We start from the raw sequence: 19190 nt of genomic DNA, 5'->3' as shown, positions 1-19190 counted from the left end.
CTTTTGCTTGTCGACGCCGCAGCCGCCGCGCTTTCTGGAGGATTCTTGACCGACCGCCCCGCGTTTTTCTCCAGCGACCGTCCGGCGCGCGGTGCGCCCGCATGATCGGCGTGTTCGACATCTTCAAGCTCGGCGTCGGCCCATCCTCGTCCCACACCGTGGGGCCGATGAAGGCGGCGCACGCCTTCGCGACCGGGCTCGCCGAAGCGGGCCTCGCCGCGCGGACCCGCCGCGTCCGGGTCGATCTTTACGGCTCGCTCGCCTGGACCGGGCGCGGCCACGCCACCGACAAGGCGACGATCCTCGGCCTTGCCGGCTGCGCGCCCGAGACCATCGACCCCGACGCCGCCGAGGCGCTTTACGCGAAAATCTTACGCGAACGGCGGCTGCCGCTCGTCGGCGCGCCCGAGCCCGCGCCCTTCACGCCCGAGACCGACATGGTGTTCGACCGGATGAGCGCGACGCCGCGCCACCCGAACACGCTGCGGCTCGCCGCCTTCGACGCCGAAGGCGCGCTGCTCGCCGAGGAACGCTGGCTCTCGATCGGCGGCGGCTTCGTGCTGCGCGAGGACGAGGCCGGCCGCCCCGCCGCCTGCGACGCGAAGACCACGCCCTATCCATTCGCGAGCGGCGACGACCTGCTTGCGATCGGCGCGCGCACGGGCCTGTCGATTCCCCTGATCGTCGAGGCCAATGAGACGGCGATGCGCCCGCGCGAGGAGGTCGAGCGGCATGTGGCGCTCGTCGTCTCGACCAGGAGGGCGGCGATCGACCGCGGGCTGCGCTTCGCCGGCGAACTGCCGGGCGGCCTCGGCGTGCAGCGGCGCGCGCGCCGCCTCGCCGAGCGGCTCGAGGCCGGCGCCTTCAATAATCTGCGCCCGCCGCATGAGATCATGGACCGGATCGGCCTCTACGCCATCGCCGTCAACGAGGAGAACGCCGCCGGCGGGCGGGTGGTGACGGCGCCGACCAACGGCGCGGCCGGCGTCGTCCCCGCGACGCTGCGCTACTACCGCGAGGCCTGCCCGGGCGCGACGGCCGAAGGCGAGCGCGCCTTCATCTTCACGGCGGCGGCGATCGGCGCGCTGTTCAAGATGAACGCCTCGATCTCGGGCGCCGAGGTCGGCTGCCAGGGCGAGGTCGGCGTCGCCTGCTCGATGGCCGCGGCGGGGCTCGCCGCCGCGCTCGGCGGCTCGAACGCCGAGATCGAGAACGCCGCCGAGATCGGCATGGAGCATCACCTTGGCCTCACCTGCGACCCTGTCGGCGGGCTGGTGCAGATCCCCTGCATCGAGCGCAACGCCTTCGGCGCGGTGAAGGCGGTCGCCGCCGCCTCGCTGGCGCTCGCCGGCGAAGGGGTTCACCGCGTCTCGCTCGACCAGGTGATCGCCACCATGCGCCAGACCGGGGCCGACATGCAGAGCAAATACAAGGAGACCTCGCAGGGCGGGCTCGCGGTCAATTTCACGGAATGCTGAGCGCGCCTGCGTCGAAGACCTCGCCCGGGCGCAGCGCGCGAAACCGCTCCGGCGCGAGGTTTCGCGCCGCCAGCGCCTCGGCGAGCCGCCGCGGCGGCTCGTCATGCGCTTCGTCCGACAGGTTGAACGTGCCCCAGTGGACGCCGAGCGCATGGCCCGCGCCGCACGCCTCGAAGATCGCCACCGCCTCGGCCGGATCGACGTGCTGGGCCTGCATGAACCAGCGCGGCGCATAGGCGCCGATGGGCAGGACCGCGACGTCCGGCGCCCCATGCTCCCGCCTGAGGGCGCGGAAGATCGCGCCGTCGCCATAGCCGGTGTCGCCCGAGGCGTAGATCGCGCCGGCGTCGGCGCGGATGAAGAAGCCGCACCAGAGCGCGCGGTTGCGGTCGAAGGGGGTTCGCGCCGACCAGTGCCGCGCCGGCGTCAGCGCGACCTCTACGCGCGGCGACAGCGCGACGCGGGCGCCCCAGTCTCCGGCCTCGACGCGCAGGCCCGCGCCCGCGCGGCGCAGGATCGCGTCATTGCCGAGCGCGGTCACGAAAGCCGGGTCGAAGCGCCGCAGCCGCCGGATCGTCGGCAGGTCGAGATGGTCGTAATGGGCGTGGGAGACCAGCACCGCGTCGATCGGCGGCAGATCGTCGAAGGCGACGCCCGGCGGATTGAAGCGCCTTGGACCCGCGAAAGCGACCGGGCTGGCGCGCTGCGAAAACACCGGATCGACCAGAATGTTGAGGCCGGCGAGCTGGATCAGCAGCGACGCATGGCCGATGAACGAGACGCGCAGGCTCTCGCTTCGTTCCGGCGGACGGTCGGCGAAGGGCGAGGGCAGCGCCGCCGGCCAGGGCGCCGGGCGGCGCTCGCGGCGCCAGCGCAGAAGGGCGGAAAGCCCGCCCCCGGCGCCGTCGCCGCCCGGATTGAAGAAGCGCGTTCCGTCGCAATGGTCGGACGGCGGGCCGGCGCGGCCTGGCCGGCGCACGGGGGCGCCCGCCTCAGGTCTCGATGATCCCCTCGAGCGCGTAATGCTGCACGCTCCTGCGGTTGGCGATGAGCTGGTCCGCCGTCGGCTCGCCGCGCAGGGCGCGGGTGATCGCCAGCCTGGTCGCCTCGTAATTGGTGCGGTAGAGGTCCTTCTGGTCGAGGTTCGGGTCGGAGGCGCAGCGCCGGTCGAGCCAGATCATGATGATCATGCACAGATCGTCGGCCTGGTCCTTCGGCAGGATCCCCTCGGCCAGAAGGTCGACGATCGCGTCGCCGGTCGCCGCCTGCACCACGCCGCCGAGCAGCTCGACATAGGCCGAGGAATTGACCGTGACCTTGGTGGTCATCATGGTCGCCGGGCGGACCATCTGGTTGAGGTCGCGGATGACCAGCATGCGCGGATGGCCGGCGGCCTGCCCGGCCATGGCGGCGAAGGCCTGGCCGACCGGGCCGCGGACATGGCCGATCATGACCTCGGGCATGGCGTCGGTGAATTGCCCTTCGGCGGCGAGGACCGTCGCCTCGCCGACGCGCAGCCAGATCTCGCTCATGTCGCGTCCTTGTCTTTGGAGAAAATCGCGCCCCGCATAGCATCGCGCGGGGCCGCGGGGAAGGCGCCGGGCGGAAGCAGGGCGCGCGCAGGGGCAGGGCTCAGGCAGGCCGGCGAAGGCGGCTTGAGCGGCGCCTTGCCCAGGCGCCGCGGCGCAGGGCGCTGTTGAAGCATCACGAAGAAAAGGGAGGGCAAAAATTTATAGCGCCGTCTCAAGTTTTTGTCAGCTCGCCAAATTGACGCAGTGGCCTTGCGCTGCGCGCGCGTCGGCTTTATACTGACGGGTGTCGTATGTTCTACCGACGACTTGGCTGGCGACTGGGCTTTCGTAGTTTGCGTCCGCTGACGACTTATTGACGGACGATGCGACACGGGCGTCATCATGCGACGCTCGCCTGTTACGATCTAAGGATGCAGTACATGACTACGGGAACTGTGAAGTGGTTCAATCCGGACAAGGGATACGGCTTCATTCAGCCTGACGACGGCGGCAAGGACGTGTTCGTCCATATCAGCGCCGTGGAGCAATCGGGCCTCCGCCACCTCCAGGAAGGCCAGAAGATCAACTTCGACGTCGTCGCCGACAAGCGGACCGGAAAATCCTCGGCCGGAAATCTCCGCGCCGCCTGATCGCCCCTTCGCGAAGCCCTGGCCTCCCCGCCGGGGCTTTTTTTTTCGCCCGCCCCGCGCTTTTCGCCGGCCCCACCGCGCCGCGCCCACAGGCGGCCCCTTCCGAGACGGGCGGACTGCGCGAAACGTCAATTTCGCGAAGCCTCAATTCCGAAAAACGCCAGCGCCGCCAAACGTCAGATCCGCAAAGCCGCGGCCGGACCTTGCGGCGCCGACGCGCTCAAGCCTTCGCCTTTCGCCTTCTTTCTGCGGCCGGGCGCCCGCCGAAATCATTTGGCCAAATCCCTGGGCCTGCGCCTTGCGCCCCGCCTGTTCGCCGAACCGCATTTCCTGACGCAAAAGCCTGCGGCCTTCGCCGAAAACGCTCTCCGCCCAACTCTCTCCCCCCCAAGCGGCCGGCGGAAGCCCCAGGGCGTCCGCGCCGGCGCCGGCGGGCGCGCCTTATTTCAGGATTTCAGGTGCTGGGCGAGATATTTGTTCATCTCGAACATCGTCACCTTGTCATGGCCGAAGACGGCCTTGAGCTTTTCGTCGGCGACGATCTCGCGCTTGTTCGCCTCGTTCTGAAGCTTGTGCTTCTTGATGTACTCCCACACCTTGCTGACGACCTCGGTGCGCGGCAGCGGCGCGGCGCCGACGATCTCGGCGAGCTGCGGCGAAGGCGTCAGCGGCTTGGCGAACGCGCTCTGCCCGGCCTCCTTGCCGGCGCCCTTGGCGCTCGCGCTCTTGGCTCCGGCCTTGGGGGCGCTCTTCTCCGCCGCTGCGCTCTTGGCCGGAGCGGCTTTCTTGGTTGTGCTCGTCATTGCGTGACCTTCCATCATATTGCGGCGGAGAATGCTCGGCGCGAAGCGTTGCATAAGGCTTAAACAGGGAGCCCGGCCGATCTGCCCTTGACGAGAAACCCAACAGCGCAGCCGCGTCAAGCGAGGAACGCGGCCCGCAGGCTTCTCTTTTTGAGCGCGAAAGCGCGTCCCGCGCCCGCCGGGGCGGCTCGGGCGCGGCTACGCCATTAACGCCGCAGGCGCTTTCGCGCTTTCCTGAAGCGTCTCAAAACTGTGGACATGGGCGCCGGCGGCGACGGACGCAGCCCGCGCGCCGCCAGCGACGCGAAACGCCGCCGCCACACGACGACGCCGCGGCGATTCGCGCAAGGCCCGCGCCCGCTCAATAGGCGCAGGCCACGAAGGCCGGATCGACCGACCCCGCCCAGCGCGTGCGGAACGCCTCGATCAGCCGCTCGGCCTCCGTGCCCTCGTCGAGCACGCGGTCGAGCGGGTCGAGGAAATGCGTCTCGTCGCGGCCCTGCGCGTCGAGGCGCGCCCTGCGCGCAAGGCCGGCGCGGGCGAGCGCGAGCATGTCCCTTGCGACCTCGCGCGCCGTGCGGCCGTGGATCCTGGCGTCGAGCGCGAGACGCGGCGCGTCGCGCCGCAGCGCCTCGCGCTCGGCCGCGCTCCACGGCCTGACCATCTCGCAGGCCTGGTCGAGCGCGGCGCCGTCATAAAGCAGCCCCACGCACAGCGCCGGCAGGGCGAGCAGCATCGGCTTTGGCCCCGCGTCCGCGCCGCGCATCTCGAGATAGCGCTTGAGCCGCACTTCGGGGAAGATGGTCGAAAGATGGTTCGCCCAGTCGGACAGGGTGGCGCGCTCGCCGGGCATCCCCGGCAGGCGGCCGGCGAGCAGGTCGCGGAAGCTCTGGCCCGCGACGTCGACATAGGTCTCGCCGCGCTTGACGAAATACATCGGCGCGTCGAGCGCATAGTCGACATAGCGCTCGAAGCCCATGCCGTCTTCAAAGGCGAAGGGCAGCATGCCGGTGCGGGCCGGGTCGGTGTCGAGCCAGATCTGCGAGCGCGCCGACAGAAGCCCGTTGAGGCGCCCGTCGGTGAAGGGCGAATTGGCGAACAGCGCGGTGACGACCGGCTGCAGCGCGAGCGAGACGCGCAGCTTTTTCACCATGTCGGCCTCGCTCGAAAAATCGAGGTTCGCCTGCACGGTCGAGGTGCGGAACATCATGTCGAGGCCGCGCGTCCCGACCTTCGGCATATAGCGGCGCATGATCGCGTAGCGCTGCTTGGGCATGACGGGGATCTCGTCGAGACGCCATTTGGGGTTCATGCCGAGCGCCAGAAACTTGACGCCGGACGGCTCGGCCACCTTGCGCAGCGCCGCAAAATGCCGGTCGAGCTCGGCGCCCGTCTCGTGAACGGTCTTGAGCGGGGCGCCCGAAAGCTCGAACTGGCCGCCGGGTTCGAGCGAGATCGCCCCGCCGCCGTCGTCGTAAAGGCCGATGATGTTCAAGCCGTCGCAGATCTCGCTCCAGCCGAGCCTGTCGCGCATGCCTTCGAGCAGCGCGCGCACGCCGCCAAGCCCCGACTCGGGCTTGCCCTCATAGGGCACGGCCGAATGGCAGAGCTCATAGAAGGGGATCTTCTCATGCTCGGTGCCGACGGCGAAGGCGTCCTGCGGCTTCGAGCCGGCCTCGAACCAGGCGACAAGCTCGTCGCGCGACGCGACGGGCGTGGAATCGGAGACGTCGCGCGCCATGTGAAGTCAGCTTCCGGATCGGACGATGAGCGCCGGAGGCTCCGGCGCGACGTCGCAGGGCGCGCCGGCCCGGCGCGCCCTTTCATGCGGCGAGGTTCATAGAGGCGCGCGTCGCCAAGCGCAACGCGCGCCGTTCAGGGACGTTTCCTGAAAATGGCGTCGATGTCGTCCCTGAGGGCGCCCGGGGCCGGCGGCAGGTCGGGGTCGCGCGAGACGTCCGCCGCCCGCGGCGCGCTCTGGGCGCCGGGCTGCATCATCTTGATCAGCGCCTCGAGCCCGGCCTGCATCGTGGCCGGATCGAAGCCGCCCGAAGGCTTCGCGCCGGGCTCCGGCGCGCCCGGCGGCGCGGAGGGGTTCGGCTGGGGGGCGGCGGCGTTCTGCGAGGCCGCCGCCGCGCGCTCCCCGCCAAACAGCGAGGCGACGAAATCCGAGCCCTTTTGCATGGCGTCGCGCGAATTGGCGGCGGCGGCGTCGGCGAAGGCGGCGGCGTGCTGCGGGTCGCCCATCGCGCCGAGCACCGAGGCGAAGCCGGCCGGCTGGCCGGCCTGGCTCATGAAGGCCGCCGAGAAATCGGGCGCGACCGCTTTCAGCACGGCGTCGGCCTGCTCGGGGGTGACGTTGAACTGCCGGGCCAGATTGTCGACGGCCCGTCCGTCCTGGGCGTTCTGGAGAATCTCATAGAGATTGAACATCGGCGTCCTTTCCGGCCCGCGCGGCTCCTCGCGCCGTCGCCGCGGCCTGACGTTGCGTTGCATGAACGCGGCGCGCCCGCAAGCGGCTTGCGCTTCGCGCCGCGGCTCAGCTCCGGGAGCGGCTTTCGGCGAGCCGCGCCACGGTCCAGTAGGCCGTCGCCGTCGCGCCGACGCCAAACAGCGCGGCCCCGAGGATGAGCCCGACATAGCCGCCCTTCGGCCCGAACCAGGCCGAGCCCAGCGTCACGAAAGGAATCGTGCCGAGCGTCGCCCGGCCCCAGTTGAACAGGGTCGAGAGCAGCGGAAAGCCGAGATTGTTGAACGAGGCGTTGGCGACGAACACGCCGCCGAGAAAGAACCACAGCGGCCCGCACACGAGACAGAAGAAGCGCACCAGATCGGCCGTCTCGCCATGGGCCGAAAACAGCGCGATGATCAGCGGCGGCGCCTGCGTCAGGAGCAGGCCGACGCAGAGCACGTAGAGCGCGCAGAAGCCGAAGCTGTCGGTCAGCACGCGGCGCAGCCGCCCATAGAGCCGCGCGCCGAGATTCTGGCCGAGAATCGGCCCGACCGCGCTCGACAGGGCGAACAGCGCGCCGAAGGCGACGGGGGCCACCCGGTCCATGATGGCGAGCGCCGCGACCGGCGCCGCCCCAAACCCCGAGAACACGCTCATGGCGTAGGCGCTCGCCACCGGCGCCGCGACATTGGTCGCGATCGCCGGCAGGGCGATGGCGTGGAGCGCGCGCGCGTCGGCGAACGCGGCCGAAAGCCTTGGCCGCGCGACGAGGTCATGGCGCAGCGCCGCGCCGTAGAGCCCGACGATCAGGAACACGCCGCGCGAGATCACGGTGACGATCGCCGCGCCCTCGACGCCAAGGCCGAGCGTGAAGATGAACAGCGGGTCGAGCGCGGCCGTCGTCAGCGCGCCGGCGAGCGTCACATACATGGCGCGCCGCGCGTCGCCGACCGCGCGCAGGATGGCGGCGAGCGCCATGCCGAGCCCGAGGCCGACGGTCGCCGGCAGGGTGAAGGCGAGATAGCGCGCCGCCGTCTCGAGCGTCGCCCCCTTCGCGCCAAGAAGGCCGAGAAGCTCGCGCCGCGCCAGAAAGCCCGCGAGCCCGACGAGCGCGCAGACGACGACGACATGAACGAGCCCCGACGCCGCGAGCCGGCGGGCGCGCGCGACGTCTCCCGCGCCCAGCGCGCGCGACACGAGGGCGCCGATGGCGATGGCGAGGCCGATCGAGACCGACACCGAGAAGAACAGGATCTGGGTCGCGAAGCCGACCGCCGCGGTCAGCGCCGGGTCGCCGAGGCGCGAGACATAGAGCAGCGACAGGAAGTCGACGACGAAGATCGCCATCAGCCCGACCGAGGCCGCGCCGGTCATGACCAGCACATGGCGCAGCGTCGACCCCTGGGTGAAGACGGCGACGGAAGGTTCGCGTTTCGCGTCCAACAAAAATCCTCGCTGCGCCGGCCATTCCGCGCGTCTTTTGATCCCGCCGCCGCCGCGAGGCAAGCGCCACGGCGGCGGCGGGGCTCTGGCGGGCCGGCGCGCGCCGTGCGAAACAGGAACCTTGCGGACAGGAGAGCGGCGCATGGCGGCGGACGACCACGACGCGCATGGTCACGATCACGATCACGATCACGATCACGTTCACGCGCCCGGCCACGCGCCCGGCCACGCGCACGCACACGGCCATGCGCATGTCCCGACCGACTTCGGCCCCCGCTTCATCCTCGGCATCGCGCTCAACGCCGGCTTCGTCGGCGTCGAGGTCGTCGCCGGCCTCCTGTCCGACTCGGTCGCCCTGCTCGCCGACGCCGGGCACAATCTTTCGGACGTGCTCGGCCTCGTCGTCGCCTATGGCGCGACGCGGCTCGCGGCGCGTCCGCCCTCGGGGCGCTTCACCTACGGGCTCAAGGGCTCGTCGATTCTCGCCGCGCTGTTCAACGCCATGTTCCTGCTCGTGGCGGTCGGCGCGCTGAGCTATGAGGCCGTGCGCCGCTTCTTCGATCCGGCGCCGGTCGAGGCCGGCGTGGTCGCGGCGGTGGCGGCGGTCGGCGTCGCGATCAATCTGGCGACCGCCATGCTGTTCTATTCCGGCCGCTCGGACCTCAACATCCGCGGCGCCTTCCTGCACATGGCGGCGGACGCCGCGGTCTCGGTCGGCGTCGGCGTCGCGGGCCTCGCCATCCTGCTGACGGGCCGCATGTGGCTCGACCCGCTGACGAGCCTGCTCGTCAACGCCGTGATCGTCGCCGGAACCTGGAGCCTGCTGCGCGAAAGCGTGTGCATGTCGCTTTCGGCCGCGCCCGAGGGCGTCGACCTCAAGGCGCTGCGCGCCTGGCTCGCGGCGCGCCCGGGCGTCGCCTCGCTGCACGACCTGCATGTCTGGCCGGTGAGCACCAGCGAGACGGCGATGACCGCGCATCTGCTGATGCCCGCGGGCCATCCGGGCGACGCCTTCCTGACGGCGACGGCGGCCGAGCTCGAGCGGCGCTTCGGCGTCGGCCACGCCACCCTGCAGATCGAGACCGACCCCGCGACCGTCTGCGCGCTCGCCCCTGACGAGGTGGTGTGACCGGCCGGGGCGGCGGCGCCGTCGCCTCACCTCCTGAAGGTCAGCACCAGCACGTCGCGGCTCGCGGGCTTTTCGGGGTCGATCGGCGTCACCGGCGTGACGCCGTGGAAGACGCGGGAATCGTCGACGAAGGCGGCGTCGCAGGGCTGCGTCAGGGTGAAGGCGCCGAGCTTCTCGCCGGTCAGGCCATGCGTCGTCGTCTCGCCGCGCGCCACATTGTCGCGGCCGACGAGCAGCACGAACACCCAGTCGACGCCGTCGCGGTGCAGCCCTTCGGGCGTCGGGCGCCCGGCCTCGCGCGCGTTCGCCTCGATGCGGAACTGATGCGCCTCGACATGCCAGACCTCGGGCCGCGCGGCGCGCGGCGTCAGCGGGTCGAACAGGGCGAAGCCGGTCCGGATCGCCGCCAGCATCGCCGGATGCGCGCCGATCTCCTCGGCGACGGGCGAGAACCAGCGCTCGATCCCCCCGTTCAGGGCGTTGTAGTCCATGCTCTGGTAATGCGGCTGGTGCGGCTTGCGCAGCACGCCGCCGCGCGACACGGCGTAGGCGGCGAAGCGGCGCCGGCGGTAGCGCCCGCCGTCGGCCATATAGGCGTCGACGCCGAGATCGTTCCAGCTGTTTGCGAACCCCGCCCAGTCGGCGAGGCCGAAGCCGTCGAGCGCGGCCCGCGTCGCGTCGCCATGGACGAAGGCGAAGCCCTGGCGCGAGAGCGCCTCGGCGATCGGCGAGAGGAGCATGGGCATGGTGGTTTCGTCCCGCGTTCGTCGGGCGCGACGATCCCCGCCGCCTGCGCCCTGCCGCGCCCGCTATACGACCTTCGTCGCATAAAGACGAGCCGAAACGCCCAAAAATGCATCCGCCCGCCGCCGCGCCGCGTTAGGGTGGAGGCGCAGGCCGATTTTTCCAACGGGAGACCCGCATGACCGTCCTGACCTACAAGATCGTCGAGCACGACGGCGGCTTCGCCTACAAGGTCGGCGACGTCTATTCGGAGACTTTTCGCACCCACGACGAAGCCCTCGCCGCGGCGCGGCTCGCCGCCGCCGAGCAGCGCGCCCCGGGCGACCCGGAAGAGATCGAATATGAGACCGAGGCCGGCCAGTGGCGCGTCGAGCACGCGGCCGGCGACGACCGCCCCGACACCGAGGTTCTGGACGGCGACGCCCAAGCCGGAGGCGCTCAAGCCGGCGACGTCCAAGCCGGCGACGCCTGAGCCGGCCGGCGCGGCCCGGCCGGACTGAACCGATCCGGCCGGAGACCGCTCTGGCGCACGCGCGCCGACGTCTTGTTCTTTACGCATTTTCTCAACGTAAAAGTCTGCGCCTTTTACTGAAAATGCTGTCGCGCGCGTTCGGACGTCATCGCGTCGCGCACGCGCGCCGACGTCTTGTTCTTTACGCATTTTCTCAACGTAAAAGTCTGCGCCTTTTACTGAAAATGCTCTAGCGCCGCGCCTCGGACAGATGGTCGAAGCGCCGGCTGTAGCCGCCAAGCCCCATGGTGTCGGAGCGCAGCTGCATGATGAGGTCATGCAGTTCGGCCTCGGGCGCGAGCGCCTCGACGTCGTCCCAGCCGGGCCAGCCGGGCTTTTCATGATAGCCCATGATCTGGCCGCGCCGCCCGCTGAGCAGCCTCTGCGCCGCCGCGGTGAAGGCGTTGGGCACGCTCACCACCACATGGTCGACGGGTTCGAGCAGGGTCGGCTCGGCCTTTTCGAGCGCCTCGGCCATGGCCGCGCGCGCCGCCGAGCGGAACGCCATCTCGGAGCTGTCGACGCTGTGGAAGCCGCCGTCGACGAGGGTCGCGCGCAGGTCCACCACCGGATGGCCGAGCGGGCCCTTGCGCAGCGCCTCCTCGACGCCCTCGCGCACCGCGGGGATGAAATTGCGCGGGATCGCGCCGCCGACGATTTTGTCCACGAATTCGAAGCCCGCGCCGCGCGGCAGCGGCTCGACTTCGATCTTCACGTCGGCGAACTGGCCATGGCCGCCGGTCTGTCGCTTGAGCCGCCCGTGATGCGAAACGGCGCGGCGGATCGTCTCCTTGTAGGCGACGCGCGGCGTGGTCGCCTCGACCTCGACGTTATAGAGCCCGGCGAGCCGCTCGATGGCGGCGGAGAGATGAATCTCGCCCTGCCCCCTGAGCACGGTCTCGGCGGTCTCCGGGCGGCGCTCGACGACGAGGGCGCGGTCCTCCTGCGCGAGCCGGGCGAGGGCCGCCGAGAGCTTCACGTCGTCCTTGCGGTCCTTCGGCGCGACGGCGAGCTCATAGACCGGCGCGGGCGGCTGCGGAAAGGGGCCGGCGGCGGAGGCGCCCTCCTCCGCGCCGAGAAGGTCGCCGGCGCCGACGCCTTCGAGCCGGGCGAGCGCGACGAGCTCGCCCGCCTGCGCCTCGGGCGCCCGGATCTGCTCGGCCCCGGGAAAGCGGAACAGGCCGCCGACGCGCAGGCCATTGAGCGTCGCGCCGTCGCGCAGGACGCCGCGCCAGACGCGCCCGTAACAGAGCTTGCCGGCCTGAACCGTCTTGAAGATCTGCACGGCCGGCGCGTCGGAGGCGTCGTCGAGGCCGCGGCGGCGCGCGGTCTGGCAGGCCGGCGGCGCGTCGTGCCGCAGCGCCTTCCACAGCCGGAACACGCCATGGCCGCGGATCGCCGAGCCGATCAGCGTCTCGACGATCTGGCCCTCGGCCTGCTCTCTGGCGAGGTCGGCGTAAAGCTCGCCCGGGCTCGGCTCGACGTCCTCGAGCAGCTTTTCGAGCAGGGCGTCGTCGTGATCGGCGAGGGCTTCGGCGAGCCCGCCATGGGCCGCCCGCTCGGCCGCGCGCAGGGAGTCGGGGACTTCGATCGGCTGGGCCTCGGCGGCGCCCTCATAGCGCCAGGCGCGCTCGGTGACGAGATCGACATAGCCGATCACGGCGTCGCCCGCGCGCACCGGCAATTGCCGCGGCGCGAGCCTGTGCGGCGAATGCGCCTGCAGCGCCGCGATCAGCTCCTCGAACGAGCCCGAAAGCTGGTCGATCTTGTTGACGAACAGAAGATGCGGCACGCCGCGCGCCTCGAGCGACCTGAACAGCAGCGGCAGGGTCTGCGCGCGCTCGGGCGCCGGCTCGACGACGACCACGGCGAGGTCGACGGCGGCGAGCGCGGCTTCGGTCTCGAAGGCGAATTCGACCGAGCCCGAACAGTCGAGCAGCGACCAGCGCTCGCCCATGAACACGCAATGGCCGAGCCGCGTCTCATGGCGGCCGCCCGCCGCCGCGCGCCGCTTCTGCGGCTCGCCCGCCGCGGCCATCAGCGCGTCGAACAGGGCGGATTTGCCGGCCCCCTGCGGGCCGACGAGGGCTACGGAACGGGGTCCGGCCGGATGCTCCGGAATCATGACGCCTCCTCCCGACGCCCCGTTTTGACGCTCGGCCGCGAGAGGCGTCCGTCGCGGCGGCCTTCTGCTTGGTGTTCGCGCCATATTGTTCGGACGGCGCGGCGGCCGTGTCAATCGCGCCGGTCCTGGGCGCGTCCGTGGCGCCCCGATTGCTTCGCCGCCCGCGAACAGCCAGAATGGCGGGAGCGCCCGGCGCGTCGACGCGCCGCCGGCGCTCGCGCCGCGCCCGCGTTCAGACGGAGGCCGTCCCCCCGCCCGCGCGTCTTTCGTCGACCCTCAAGGCCCCCGGATTCACGCCCCACGGCTCCAAACCCCACAGCTCCAAATCCCACAGCTCCTGGCCCGCAAAGCCCCAAAGCCCCAGGCCCCCAAGCTCCAAGCCCCATGAAAAGGCAGCAATGACGAAAGCTCTCGACTCCACGCCGGCGGCCGCCTCGACCATCGAGCGCCCGCTCATCGAGGACATCCGCTTCCTTGGCCAGATCCTCGGCGAAACCATCCGGGAGCAGGAGGGCGAGGAGACTTTCGAACTCGTCGAGCGCACCCGCCGCCTGTCCGTCGACTTCGCGCGCAGCGCCGATCCCGGCGTCGAGGCCGAGCTCGACCGCACCCTGCACGGCCTGACCCCCGTGCAGGCCATGGCGCTGATCCGGGCCTTCAGCTATTTCGCCCATCTCGCCAACATCGCCGAGGACCGCCACAACATCCGCCGCCGCGCCGAGCGCGCCGCCGAGCGCCCCGACGACTTCGAGGACGCCACGCTCGAAAAGACCTTCGAGCGCCTCAAGGCCGCCGGCGTCGCCCCGAAGACGATCGCCGAGGCGCTCGGCCGCAGCCTCGTCTCGCCGGTGCTCACCGCGCATCCGACCGAGGTCACGCGCAAGGCCCTGCTCGACGCCGAGCGCGCCATCGCCGGGCTTCTCGCCGAGCGCGAGACCCTGAAGGGCGAGCGCGCGCGGGCGCGCAACGAGATGCTGCTGCGCGCCCGCGTCGCCCAGCTCTGGCAGACGCGGCTCCTGCGCTACGCGCGGCTTTCGGTCGGCAACGAGATCTCCAACGCGCTGAGCTTCTACGAGCTCACCTTTTTGCGCCAGACGCCGCAGCTTTACGCGCGGCTCGAGGAGCTTCTGCCCGGCCAGCCGGTCCCGTCCTTCTTCCGCATGGGCTCATGGATCGGCGGCGACCGCGACGGCAATCCCAACGTCAACGCCGAGACGCTGCGCTCGGCGCTGCGCCGGCAGTGCGACGCGGCCCTGCGCTTCTACCTGCGCGAGGTCCATGCCCTCGGCGGCGAGCTTTCGACCTCGGGCACGCTGTTTGGCCGCAGCGAGGCGCTTCAGGCGCTCGCCGACGCTTCGGGCGACGATTACGCCCACCGCGCCGACGAGCCCTACCGCCGCGCGCTGATCGGGCTTTACGCGCGGCTCGCCGGCACGCTGACCCTGCTCACCGGGGGCGAGGCGCTGAAGCACGCCCTGCCGCCGGGCGAGCCCTACGCCTCGGCCGCCGAACTCCAGGCCGATCTCGGCGTGATCGAGGAGTCGCTCAGGGCCAATCACGGCGAGGCGCTGGTTCCGGCCCGCCTCGCGCCGCTGCGCCGCGCCGTCGACGTGTTCGGCTTCCATCTCGCGTCCGTCGACCTGCGCCAGAGCTCCGACCGCCACGAGGAGACGCTGAAGGAGCTGATGGCCGCGGCGCGCGCCTGCCCCGATTATTCGGCGCTGTCGGAAGAAGAGCGCCGCGCCCTGCTCGTCTCGCTGCTGCGCGACCCGCGCCCGCTGCGCGTGCCGGGCGTCGACTATTCCCCGCGCGCCACCGAAGAGCTCGAAATCTTCGAGGCCGCGCGCGAATCGCGCCGCCTCTACGGCCCGCATGCGGTCGTGCATTACATCATCAGCCACACCGAAACCGTCTCCGACCTGCTCGAAGTCCTGCTTTTGCAGAAGGAGTTCGGCATGCTGCACGGGGTTCTGGGCGAGCCCGGGACCCGCGCCGAGCTGATCGTCGCGCCGCTGTTCGAGACCATCGAGGACCTGCGCAACGCGCCGGGCATCATGGACGGCTTCCTGTCGATCCCCGGGATCGCCGACATGATCCGCGCCTCCGGCGGCGAGCAGGAGGTGATGCTCGGCTATTCGGATTCGAACAAGGACGGCGGCTTCTTCACCTCGAACTGGGAGCTTTACCGCGCCTCGACCGCGCTGGCGAAGCTGTTTTCCGGCGTCGAGGGCGTCTCGCTGCGCCTGTTCCACGGGCGCGGCGGCACGGTCGGGCGCGGCGGCGGGCCGAGCTATCAGGCGATTCTCGCCCAGCCGCCCGGCACCGTCGCCGGCCAGATCCGCCTCACCGAGCAGGGCGAGGTGATTTCGTCGAAATACGCCAATCCCGAGATCGGCCTCGCCAATCTCGAGGCGCTGGTCGCGGCGACGCTCGAGGCGACGCTGCTGCCGGCGCAAGGCGCCGTCCCGCCCGAATTCCTCGAAGCCGCCGAGGAGCTGTCGCAGGCCAGCATGAAGGCGTTCCGCGGCCTCATCTACGACAACCCCCGCTTCGTCGATTATTTCTTCACCGCGACGCCGATCGCCGAGATCGCCGAGCTCAACATCGGCTCGCGCCCGGCCTCGCGCAAATCGACACGGCGCATCGAGGATCTGCGGGCCATCCCGTGGTCGTTCTCATGGGGGCAGGCGCGCATCAACCTGCCGGGCTGGTTCGGCTTCGGCTCGGGCGTCGAGGCCTTCGTGGCCAAGGACCCCGAAACGCGCAAGGCGCTGCTGAAGCGCATGGCCGCCGAATGGCCGTTCTTCCGCGCGCTCCTGTCCAACATGGACATGGTTCTGGCCAAGGCCGACATGCGCCTCGCCAAGCGCTACGCCGAGCTGACGCCGGACCGCGAGCTCGCCGCCTCGGTCTTCGGCGCGATCGAGGCCGAATGGGCGCGCGCCGTCAGCACGCTCGACGAGCTGACCGGGGCGAGCGCGCGGCTGTCCGACAACCCGGCCCTCGCCGGCGCGCTGGCGCACCGCTTTCCCTATATCTCGCCGCTCAACCACATGCAGGTCGAGCTGCTGCGGCGCTGGCGCGCCGGCGAGCATGACGACAAGACGCTGCGTTCGATCCTCATCACCATCAACGGCGTCGCGGCGGGCTTGCGCAACACGGGGTGAGGCTTAAGCTCCGGCGGGCCTCATCCGCCCGCAGGACGCGCCCTCGCCGTGACCGACGCCCTCCCCGTCAACGACTATGTGCGAAAAATCCTCGACGCCCGCGTCTATGACGCGGCCGTCGTCACGCCGCTCGATCCGATGCGGCGGCTCTCGCGCCGGCTCGGCTGCGACGCGCTTCTGAAGCGCGAGGACCTGCAGCCGGTCTTCTCGTTCAAGATCAGGGGCGCCTATAACAAGGCCGCGCGGCTCGACGCCCCGGCGCTCGCGCGCGGCCTCATCTGCGCCTCGGCCGGCAATCACGCCCAGGGGGTGGCGCTCTCGGCCCAAAAGCTCGGCGCGCGCGCGGTGATCGTGATGCCGGTCACGACGCCGCAGATCAAGATCGACGCCGTGCGCCATCTCGGCGGCGAGATCGTGCTGAAAGGCGACGCCTTCGACGAAGCCTACGCCCACGCCCGCGCGCTCGAGGCCGAGCAGGGCCTGACCTTTCTGCACCCCTTCGACGACCCGGACGTGATCGCCGGACAGGGCACGATCGGCGTCGAGATCCTGCAGCAGCATCCGGGGCCGGTCGAGGCGATCTTCGTGCCCGTCGGCGGCGGCGGGCTCGCGGCCGGCGTCGCGGCCTATGTCAAGTTCCTGCGGCCCGAAACGAAAGTGATCGGCGTCGAGCCGGTCGAGGCCGCCTGCATGAAGGAGGCGATCGCCGCCGGGCGGCGCGTCGAGCTTCCCCGCGTCGGCCTGTTCGCCGACGGCGTCGCCGTGCGCCAGGCGGGCGAGGAAACCTTTCGCCTCTGCCGCGACCTGCTCGACGACGTGCTTCTGTGCGACACCGACGCGATCTGCGCCGCGGTGAAGGACATTTTTGAAGACACCCGCGTGATCGCCGAGCCCGCCGGCGCGCTCTCGCTCGCCGGGCTCAAGGCCTACGCCGCCGAGCATCCCGCGCGCACGGGCGCGCTGATCGCCATCGCCAGCGGCGCCAACATGAATTTCGACCGGCTGCGCCATGTCGCCGAGCGCGCCGAGATCGGCGAGGCGCATGAGATCCTGCTCGGCGTCGCGATCCCCGAGACGCGCGGCAGCTATCGCGCCTTCATCGAGCGGCTCGGGCGGCGCGTGATCACCGAGTTCAACTATCGCTACGCCGGCCCCGGCGACGCCCATGTGTTCGTCGGCCTGCGCCTGCGCGACGCCCGCGCCGAAAAGCCGAAGCTCGTCGCCGAGCTTAAATCCATGGGCTATGGCGTGCTCGACATGAGCGCCGACGAGACCGCCAAGCTGCATGTGCGCTACATGGTCGGCGGGCGCGCCGGCGCGCTTCTGCCCGAGCGGGTTCTGCGCTGCGAATTTCCCGAGCGGCCGGGCGCGCTCTCCGATTTCCTCGACTGCCTCGGGACCGACTTCAACATCACCCTGTTCCATTACCGCAACCATGGCGCGGATTACGGACGCGTGCTGTTCGGCGTCGAGGCGGGCGAGAAGGACCGCGCCCGGCTCGACGACCGCCTCGCCCGGCTCGGCTACCCTTACGAGGACGAGACGGACAATCCCGCCTATCATATGTTCTTGAAGGGGTGAGGGGCCGCCGCCCGTTCAAAAGAAGCCCCAAGACAAAACAGCAGCATGGGAGGACACATGGCCAAGACGATGAAAGCCGCCGTCGTGCGCGCCTTCGGCCAGCCGCTGGTCATCGAGGAGGTTCCGGTCCCGCAGCCCGGCCCCGGCGAGGTTCTGGTCAGGGTCATGGCCTGCGGCGTCTGCCACACCGACCTCCACGCCGCCGACGGCGACTGGCCGGTCAAGCCCTCGCCGCCCTTCATTCCGGGCCATGAGGCGGCGGGCGTCGTCGCCGCGCTCGGCCCCGGCGTCACGAACCTCAGGGAAGGCGACCGCGTCGGCGTCGCCTGGCTGCATGACGCCTGCCAGGCCTGCGAATATTGCGAGACCGGCTGGGAGACGCTCTGCGAGCATCAGCACAACACCGGCTATGGCGTGAACGGCGGCTTCGCCGAATATGTCATCGCCGCCGCCCCCTTCGCCGCCCGCCTGCCCGAAAACATCGGCTTCGCCGAGATCGCGCCGATCCTGTGCGCCGGCGTCACCACCTACAAGGGGCTGCGCGAGACCGAGGCGCGGCCGGGCGAATGGGTCGCCATCTCGGGCATCGGCGGGCTCGGCCATGTCGGCGTCCAGTACGCCAAAGCCATGGGCCTGCATGTCGCCGCGCTCGACGTCTCGCCCGACAAGCTGGCGCTGGCGCGCGCGGCCGGCGCCGACCTCGCCGTGGACGCGCGCGACCCGGACGCCGCGGCGCAGATCGTCAGGGCGACGGGCGGCGGCGCCCATGGCGTGCTGGTCACCGCCGTCTCGCCGCCGGCCTTCGCCCAGGCGCTGAGCCTCGTGCGCCGCAACGGCACGGTGAGCCTCGTCGGCCTGCCGCCGGGCGATTTCCCGACGCCGATCTTCGACGTGGTGCTGAAGCGCATAACGATCCGCGGCTCGATCGTCGGCACGCGGCGCGACCTCGACGAGGCGATCGCCTTCGCCGCCGAAGGCAAGGTCAGGGCCGAGGTCGCGACCGTGCCGCTCGAAGCGGTCAACGACGTCTTCGACCGGCTCCGCGCCGGGACGGTCGAAGGCCGCATGGCGCTCGACCTTTCGGCCGCTTGACGCGCGCATGAAACTTGAGCGACGGCGGCGTTGCTTTCGCCGCCGCTTGCTTTATAAAGCGCCCCTTCGAACCGACCGGCTCACAAGGGCTGCCGTGGCGGTTCGTTCGCTCGTTCGCACGACGAACGAGGGCGGGTTTTCCCGCCTGACCCCCAAAATCGGGCCGAGCGCCCGCGGAGACGAGCAAAATGCCCAAGCTGAAGACCAAATCCGGCGCGAAGAAGCGCTTCAAGATCACCGCCACCGGCAAGGTGCTTTACGCCCAGGCCGGCAAGCGGCACGGCATGATCAAGCGGACCAACAAGCAGGTGCGCAACCTGCGCGGCACCCGCGTGCTGTTCAAGAGCGACGGCGACAACATCATCAAATATTTTCTGCCGAACGGCTGAGCCGCCTCGCGTCCGAACCTCGATCCCATGCCCACCCGCCCATGCCCGCCCGGAGATTTTGAATGGCCCGCGTCAAAAGGGGCGTGACCTCTCACGCCAAGCACAAGAAGACCCT

16 protein-coding genes are annotated in these 19190 nt (G+C 70.6%); 8 read left to right on the top strand and 8 right to left on the bottom strand.

Annotation, left to right across the window (positions count from 1 at the left end; genetic code table 11):
* The first annotated feature begins 101 nt into the window (after window positions 1-101).
* Entirely contained in the window at window positions 102-1478 is a 1377-nt protein-coding gene (locus ACILRB_RS12040; protein ID WP_395666534.1) for an L-serine ammonia-lyase, read from the top strand.
* Here ACILRB_RS12040 and ACILRB_RS12035 read toward each other — a convergent pair.
* Both ACILRB_RS12035 and ACILRB_RS12030 read right to left on the bottom strand, forming a co-directional pair.
* Window positions 1465-2457: an MBL fold metallo-hydrolase gene (locus ACILRB_RS12035; RefSeq protein ID WP_395666533.1), complete on the bottom strand. Its 993-nt coding sequence runs from the start codon at window positions 2455-2457 to the stop codon at window positions 1465-1467. The genes ACILRB_RS12040 and ACILRB_RS12035 overlap by 14 nt on opposite strands.
* Window positions 2458-2470: 13 nt before the next feature.
* Window positions 2471-3010 (bottom strand): formaldehyde-activating enzyme, encoded by a 540-nt coding sequence (locus tag ACILRB_RS12030; protein ID WP_395666532.1) that lies wholly within the window; start codon window positions 3008-3010, stop codon window positions 2471-2473.
* Between the two features lie 419 nt (window positions 3011-3429).
* On the opposite strand from ACILRB_RS12030, the gene ACILRB_RS12025 reads away from it, so the two are divergent.
* A complete protein-coding gene (locus ACILRB_RS12025; RefSeq protein ID WP_395666531.1) occupies window positions 3430-3639 on the top strand; it encodes a cold-shock protein in 210 nt (69 codons plus the stop codon).
* A 446-nt stretch (window positions 3640-4085) separates the two neighbouring features.
* On the opposite strand, the gene ACILRB_RS12020 is transcribed toward ACILRB_RS12025, so the two are convergent.
* From ACILRB_RS12020 to ACILRB_RS12005, 4 genes are all read right to left on the bottom strand, one after another.
* Entirely contained in the window at window positions 4086-4442 is a 357-nt protein-coding gene (locus tag ACILRB_RS12020; RefSeq protein ID WP_395666530.1) for an SWIB/MDM2 domain-containing protein, read from the bottom strand.
* Between the two features lie 361 nt (window positions 4443-4803).
* On the bottom strand, window positions 4804-6183 hold the full coding sequence (locus tag ACILRB_RS12015) for a glutamate--cysteine ligase (protein WP_395666529.1): 1380 nt from the start codon (window positions 6181-6183) through the stop codon (window positions 4804-4806).
* A gap of 134 nt (window positions 6184-6317) precedes the next feature.
* A complete protein-coding gene (locus ACILRB_RS12010) occupies window positions 6318-6875 on the bottom strand; it encodes a DUF937 domain-containing protein (protein WP_395666528.1) in 558 nt (185 codons plus the stop codon).
* Between the two features lie 106 nt (window positions 6876-6981).
* The gene (locus ACILRB_RS12005) at window positions 6982-8337 is read right to left on the bottom strand and encodes an MATE family efflux transporter (protein ID WP_395666527.1); all 1356 of its coding nucleotides are present in this window, start codon (window positions 8335-8337) and stop codon (window positions 6982-6984) included.
* A gap of 142 nt (window positions 8338-8479) precedes the next feature.
* Here ACILRB_RS12005 and ACILRB_RS12000 point away from each other — a divergent pair, with 142 nt between their 5' ends.
* On the top strand, window positions 8480-9466 hold the full coding sequence (locus ACILRB_RS12000; RefSeq protein WP_395666526.1) for a cation diffusion facilitator family transporter: 987 nt from the start codon (window positions 8480-8482) through the stop codon (window positions 9464-9466).
* Window positions 9467-9492: 26 nt separating this feature from the next.
* Here the strand turns inward: ACILRB_RS12000 and ACILRB_RS11995 are convergent, their stop codons facing one another.
* Window positions 9493-10212 carry a 2OG-Fe dioxygenase family protein gene (locus tag ACILRB_RS11995; RefSeq protein ID WP_395666525.1) on the bottom strand — a complete coding sequence of 240 codons (720 nt, stop codon included), beginning with the start codon at window positions 10210-10212 and terminating at the stop codon, window positions 9493-9495.
* Window positions 10213-10388: 176 nt separating this feature from the next.
* On the opposite strand from ACILRB_RS11995, the gene ACILRB_RS11990 reads away from it, so the two are divergent.
* Entirely contained in the window at window positions 10389-10682 is a 294-nt protein-coding gene (locus tag ACILRB_RS11990) for a hypothetical protein (protein WP_395666524.1), read from the top strand.
* A 229-nt stretch (window positions 10683-10911) separates the two neighbouring features.
* Here the strand turns inward: ACILRB_RS11990 and ACILRB_RS11985 are convergent, their stop codons facing one another.
* Window positions 10912-12846 carry an elongation factor G gene (locus ACILRB_RS11985; protein ID WP_395666523.1) on the bottom strand — a complete coding sequence of 645 codons (1935 nt, stop codon included), beginning with the start codon at window positions 12844-12846 and terminating at the stop codon, window positions 10912-10914.
* Between the two features lie 398 nt (window positions 12847-13244).
* Here ACILRB_RS11985 and ppc point away from each other — a divergent pair, with 398 nt between their 5' ends.
* From ppc to rpmI, 4 genes are all read left to right on the top strand, one after another.
* The gene (gene ppc, locus ACILRB_RS11980; RefSeq protein WP_395666522.1) at window positions 13245-16013 is read left to right on the top strand and encodes a phosphoenolpyruvate carboxylase; all 2769 of its coding nucleotides are present in this window, start codon (window positions 13245-13247) and stop codon (window positions 16011-16013) included.
* Between the two features lie 48 nt (window positions 16014-16061).
* The gene (ilvA, locus tag ACILRB_RS11975) at window positions 16062-17594 is read left to right on the top strand and encodes a threonine ammonia-lyase, biosynthetic (RefSeq protein ID WP_395666521.1); all 1533 of its coding nucleotides are present in this window, start codon (window positions 16062-16064) and stop codon (window positions 17592-17594) included.
* Window positions 17595-17651: 57 nt separating this feature from the next.
* On the top strand, window positions 17652-18686 hold the full coding sequence (gene adhP, locus ACILRB_RS11970; protein ID WP_395666520.1) for an alcohol dehydrogenase AdhP: 1035 nt from the start codon (window positions 17652-17654) through the stop codon (window positions 18684-18686).
* A gap of 188 nt (window positions 18687-18874) precedes the next feature.
* Window positions 18875-19075 carry a 50S ribosomal protein L35 gene (gene rpmI / locus ACILRB_RS11965; RefSeq protein WP_395666519.1) on the top strand — a complete coding sequence of 67 codons (201 nt, stop codon included), beginning with the start codon at window positions 18875-18877 and terminating at the stop codon, window positions 19073-19075.
* Window positions 19076-19190 lie beyond the last annotated feature (115 nt).

The organism is Methylocella sp., assembly GCF_044226135.1.
In the GTDB taxonomy this organism is placed as follows: Bacteria; Pseudomonadota; Alphaproteobacteria; order Rhizobiales; family Beijerinckiaceae; genus Methylocapsa.
Note: the sequence above shows the minus strand (reverse complement) of the source record. Positions and strands in the feature narration are given on the sequence as shown.

Bases quoted from the DNA above. Each gene is read 5' to 3' on its own strand.
- adhP (WP_395666520.1), top strand. From the start codon at position 17,652: ATGGCCAAGACGATGAAAGCCGCCGTCGTGCGCGCCTTCGGCCAGCCG.
- ppc (WP_395666522.1), top strand. From the start codon at position 13,245: ATGACGAAAGCTCTCGACTCCACGCCGGCGGCCGCCTCGACCATCGAG.
- rpmI (WP_395666519.1), top strand. From the start codon at position 18,875: ATGCCCAAGCTGAAGACCAAATCCGGCGCGAAGAAGCGCTTCAAGATC.
- ACILRB_RS11995 (WP_395666525.1), bottom strand. From the start codon at position 10,212: ATGCCCATGCTCCTCTCGCCGATCGCCGAGGCGCTCTCGCGCCAGGGC.
- ACILRB_RS12025 (WP_395666531.1), top strand. From the start codon at position 3,430: ATGACTACGGGAACTGTGAAGTGGTTCAATCCGGACAAGGGATACGGC.
- ACILRB_RS12020 (WP_395666530.1), bottom strand. From the start codon at position 4,442: ATGACGAGCACAACCAAGAAAGCCGCTCCGGCCAAGAGCGCAGCGGCG.
- ACILRB_RS11985 (WP_395666523.1), bottom strand. From the start codon at position 12,846: ATGATTCCGGAGCATCCGGCCGGACCCCGTTCCGTAGCCCTCGTCGGC.
- ACILRB_RS12015 (WP_395666529.1), bottom strand. From the start codon at position 6,183: ATGGCGCGCGACGTCTCCGATTCCACGCCCGTCGCGTCGCGCGACGAG.
- ACILRB_RS12040 (WP_395666534.1), top strand. From the start codon at position 102: ATGATCGGCGTGTTCGACATCTTCAAGCTCGGCGTCGGCCCATCCTCG.
- ACILRB_RS12000 (WP_395666526.1), top strand. From the start codon at position 8,480: ATGGCGGCGGACGACCACGACGCGCATGGTCACGATCACGATCACGAT.
- ACILRB_RS12030 (WP_395666532.1), bottom strand. From the start codon at position 3,010: ATGAGCGAGATCTGGCTGCGCGTCGGCGAGGCGACGGTCCTCGCCGCC.
- ACILRB_RS12010 (WP_395666528.1), bottom strand. From the start codon at position 6,875: ATGTTCAATCTCTATGAGATTCTCCAGAACGCCCAGGACGGACGGGCC.
- ACILRB_RS11990 (WP_395666524.1), top strand. From the start codon at position 10,389: ATGACCGTCCTGACCTACAAGATCGTCGAGCACGACGGCGGCTTCGCC.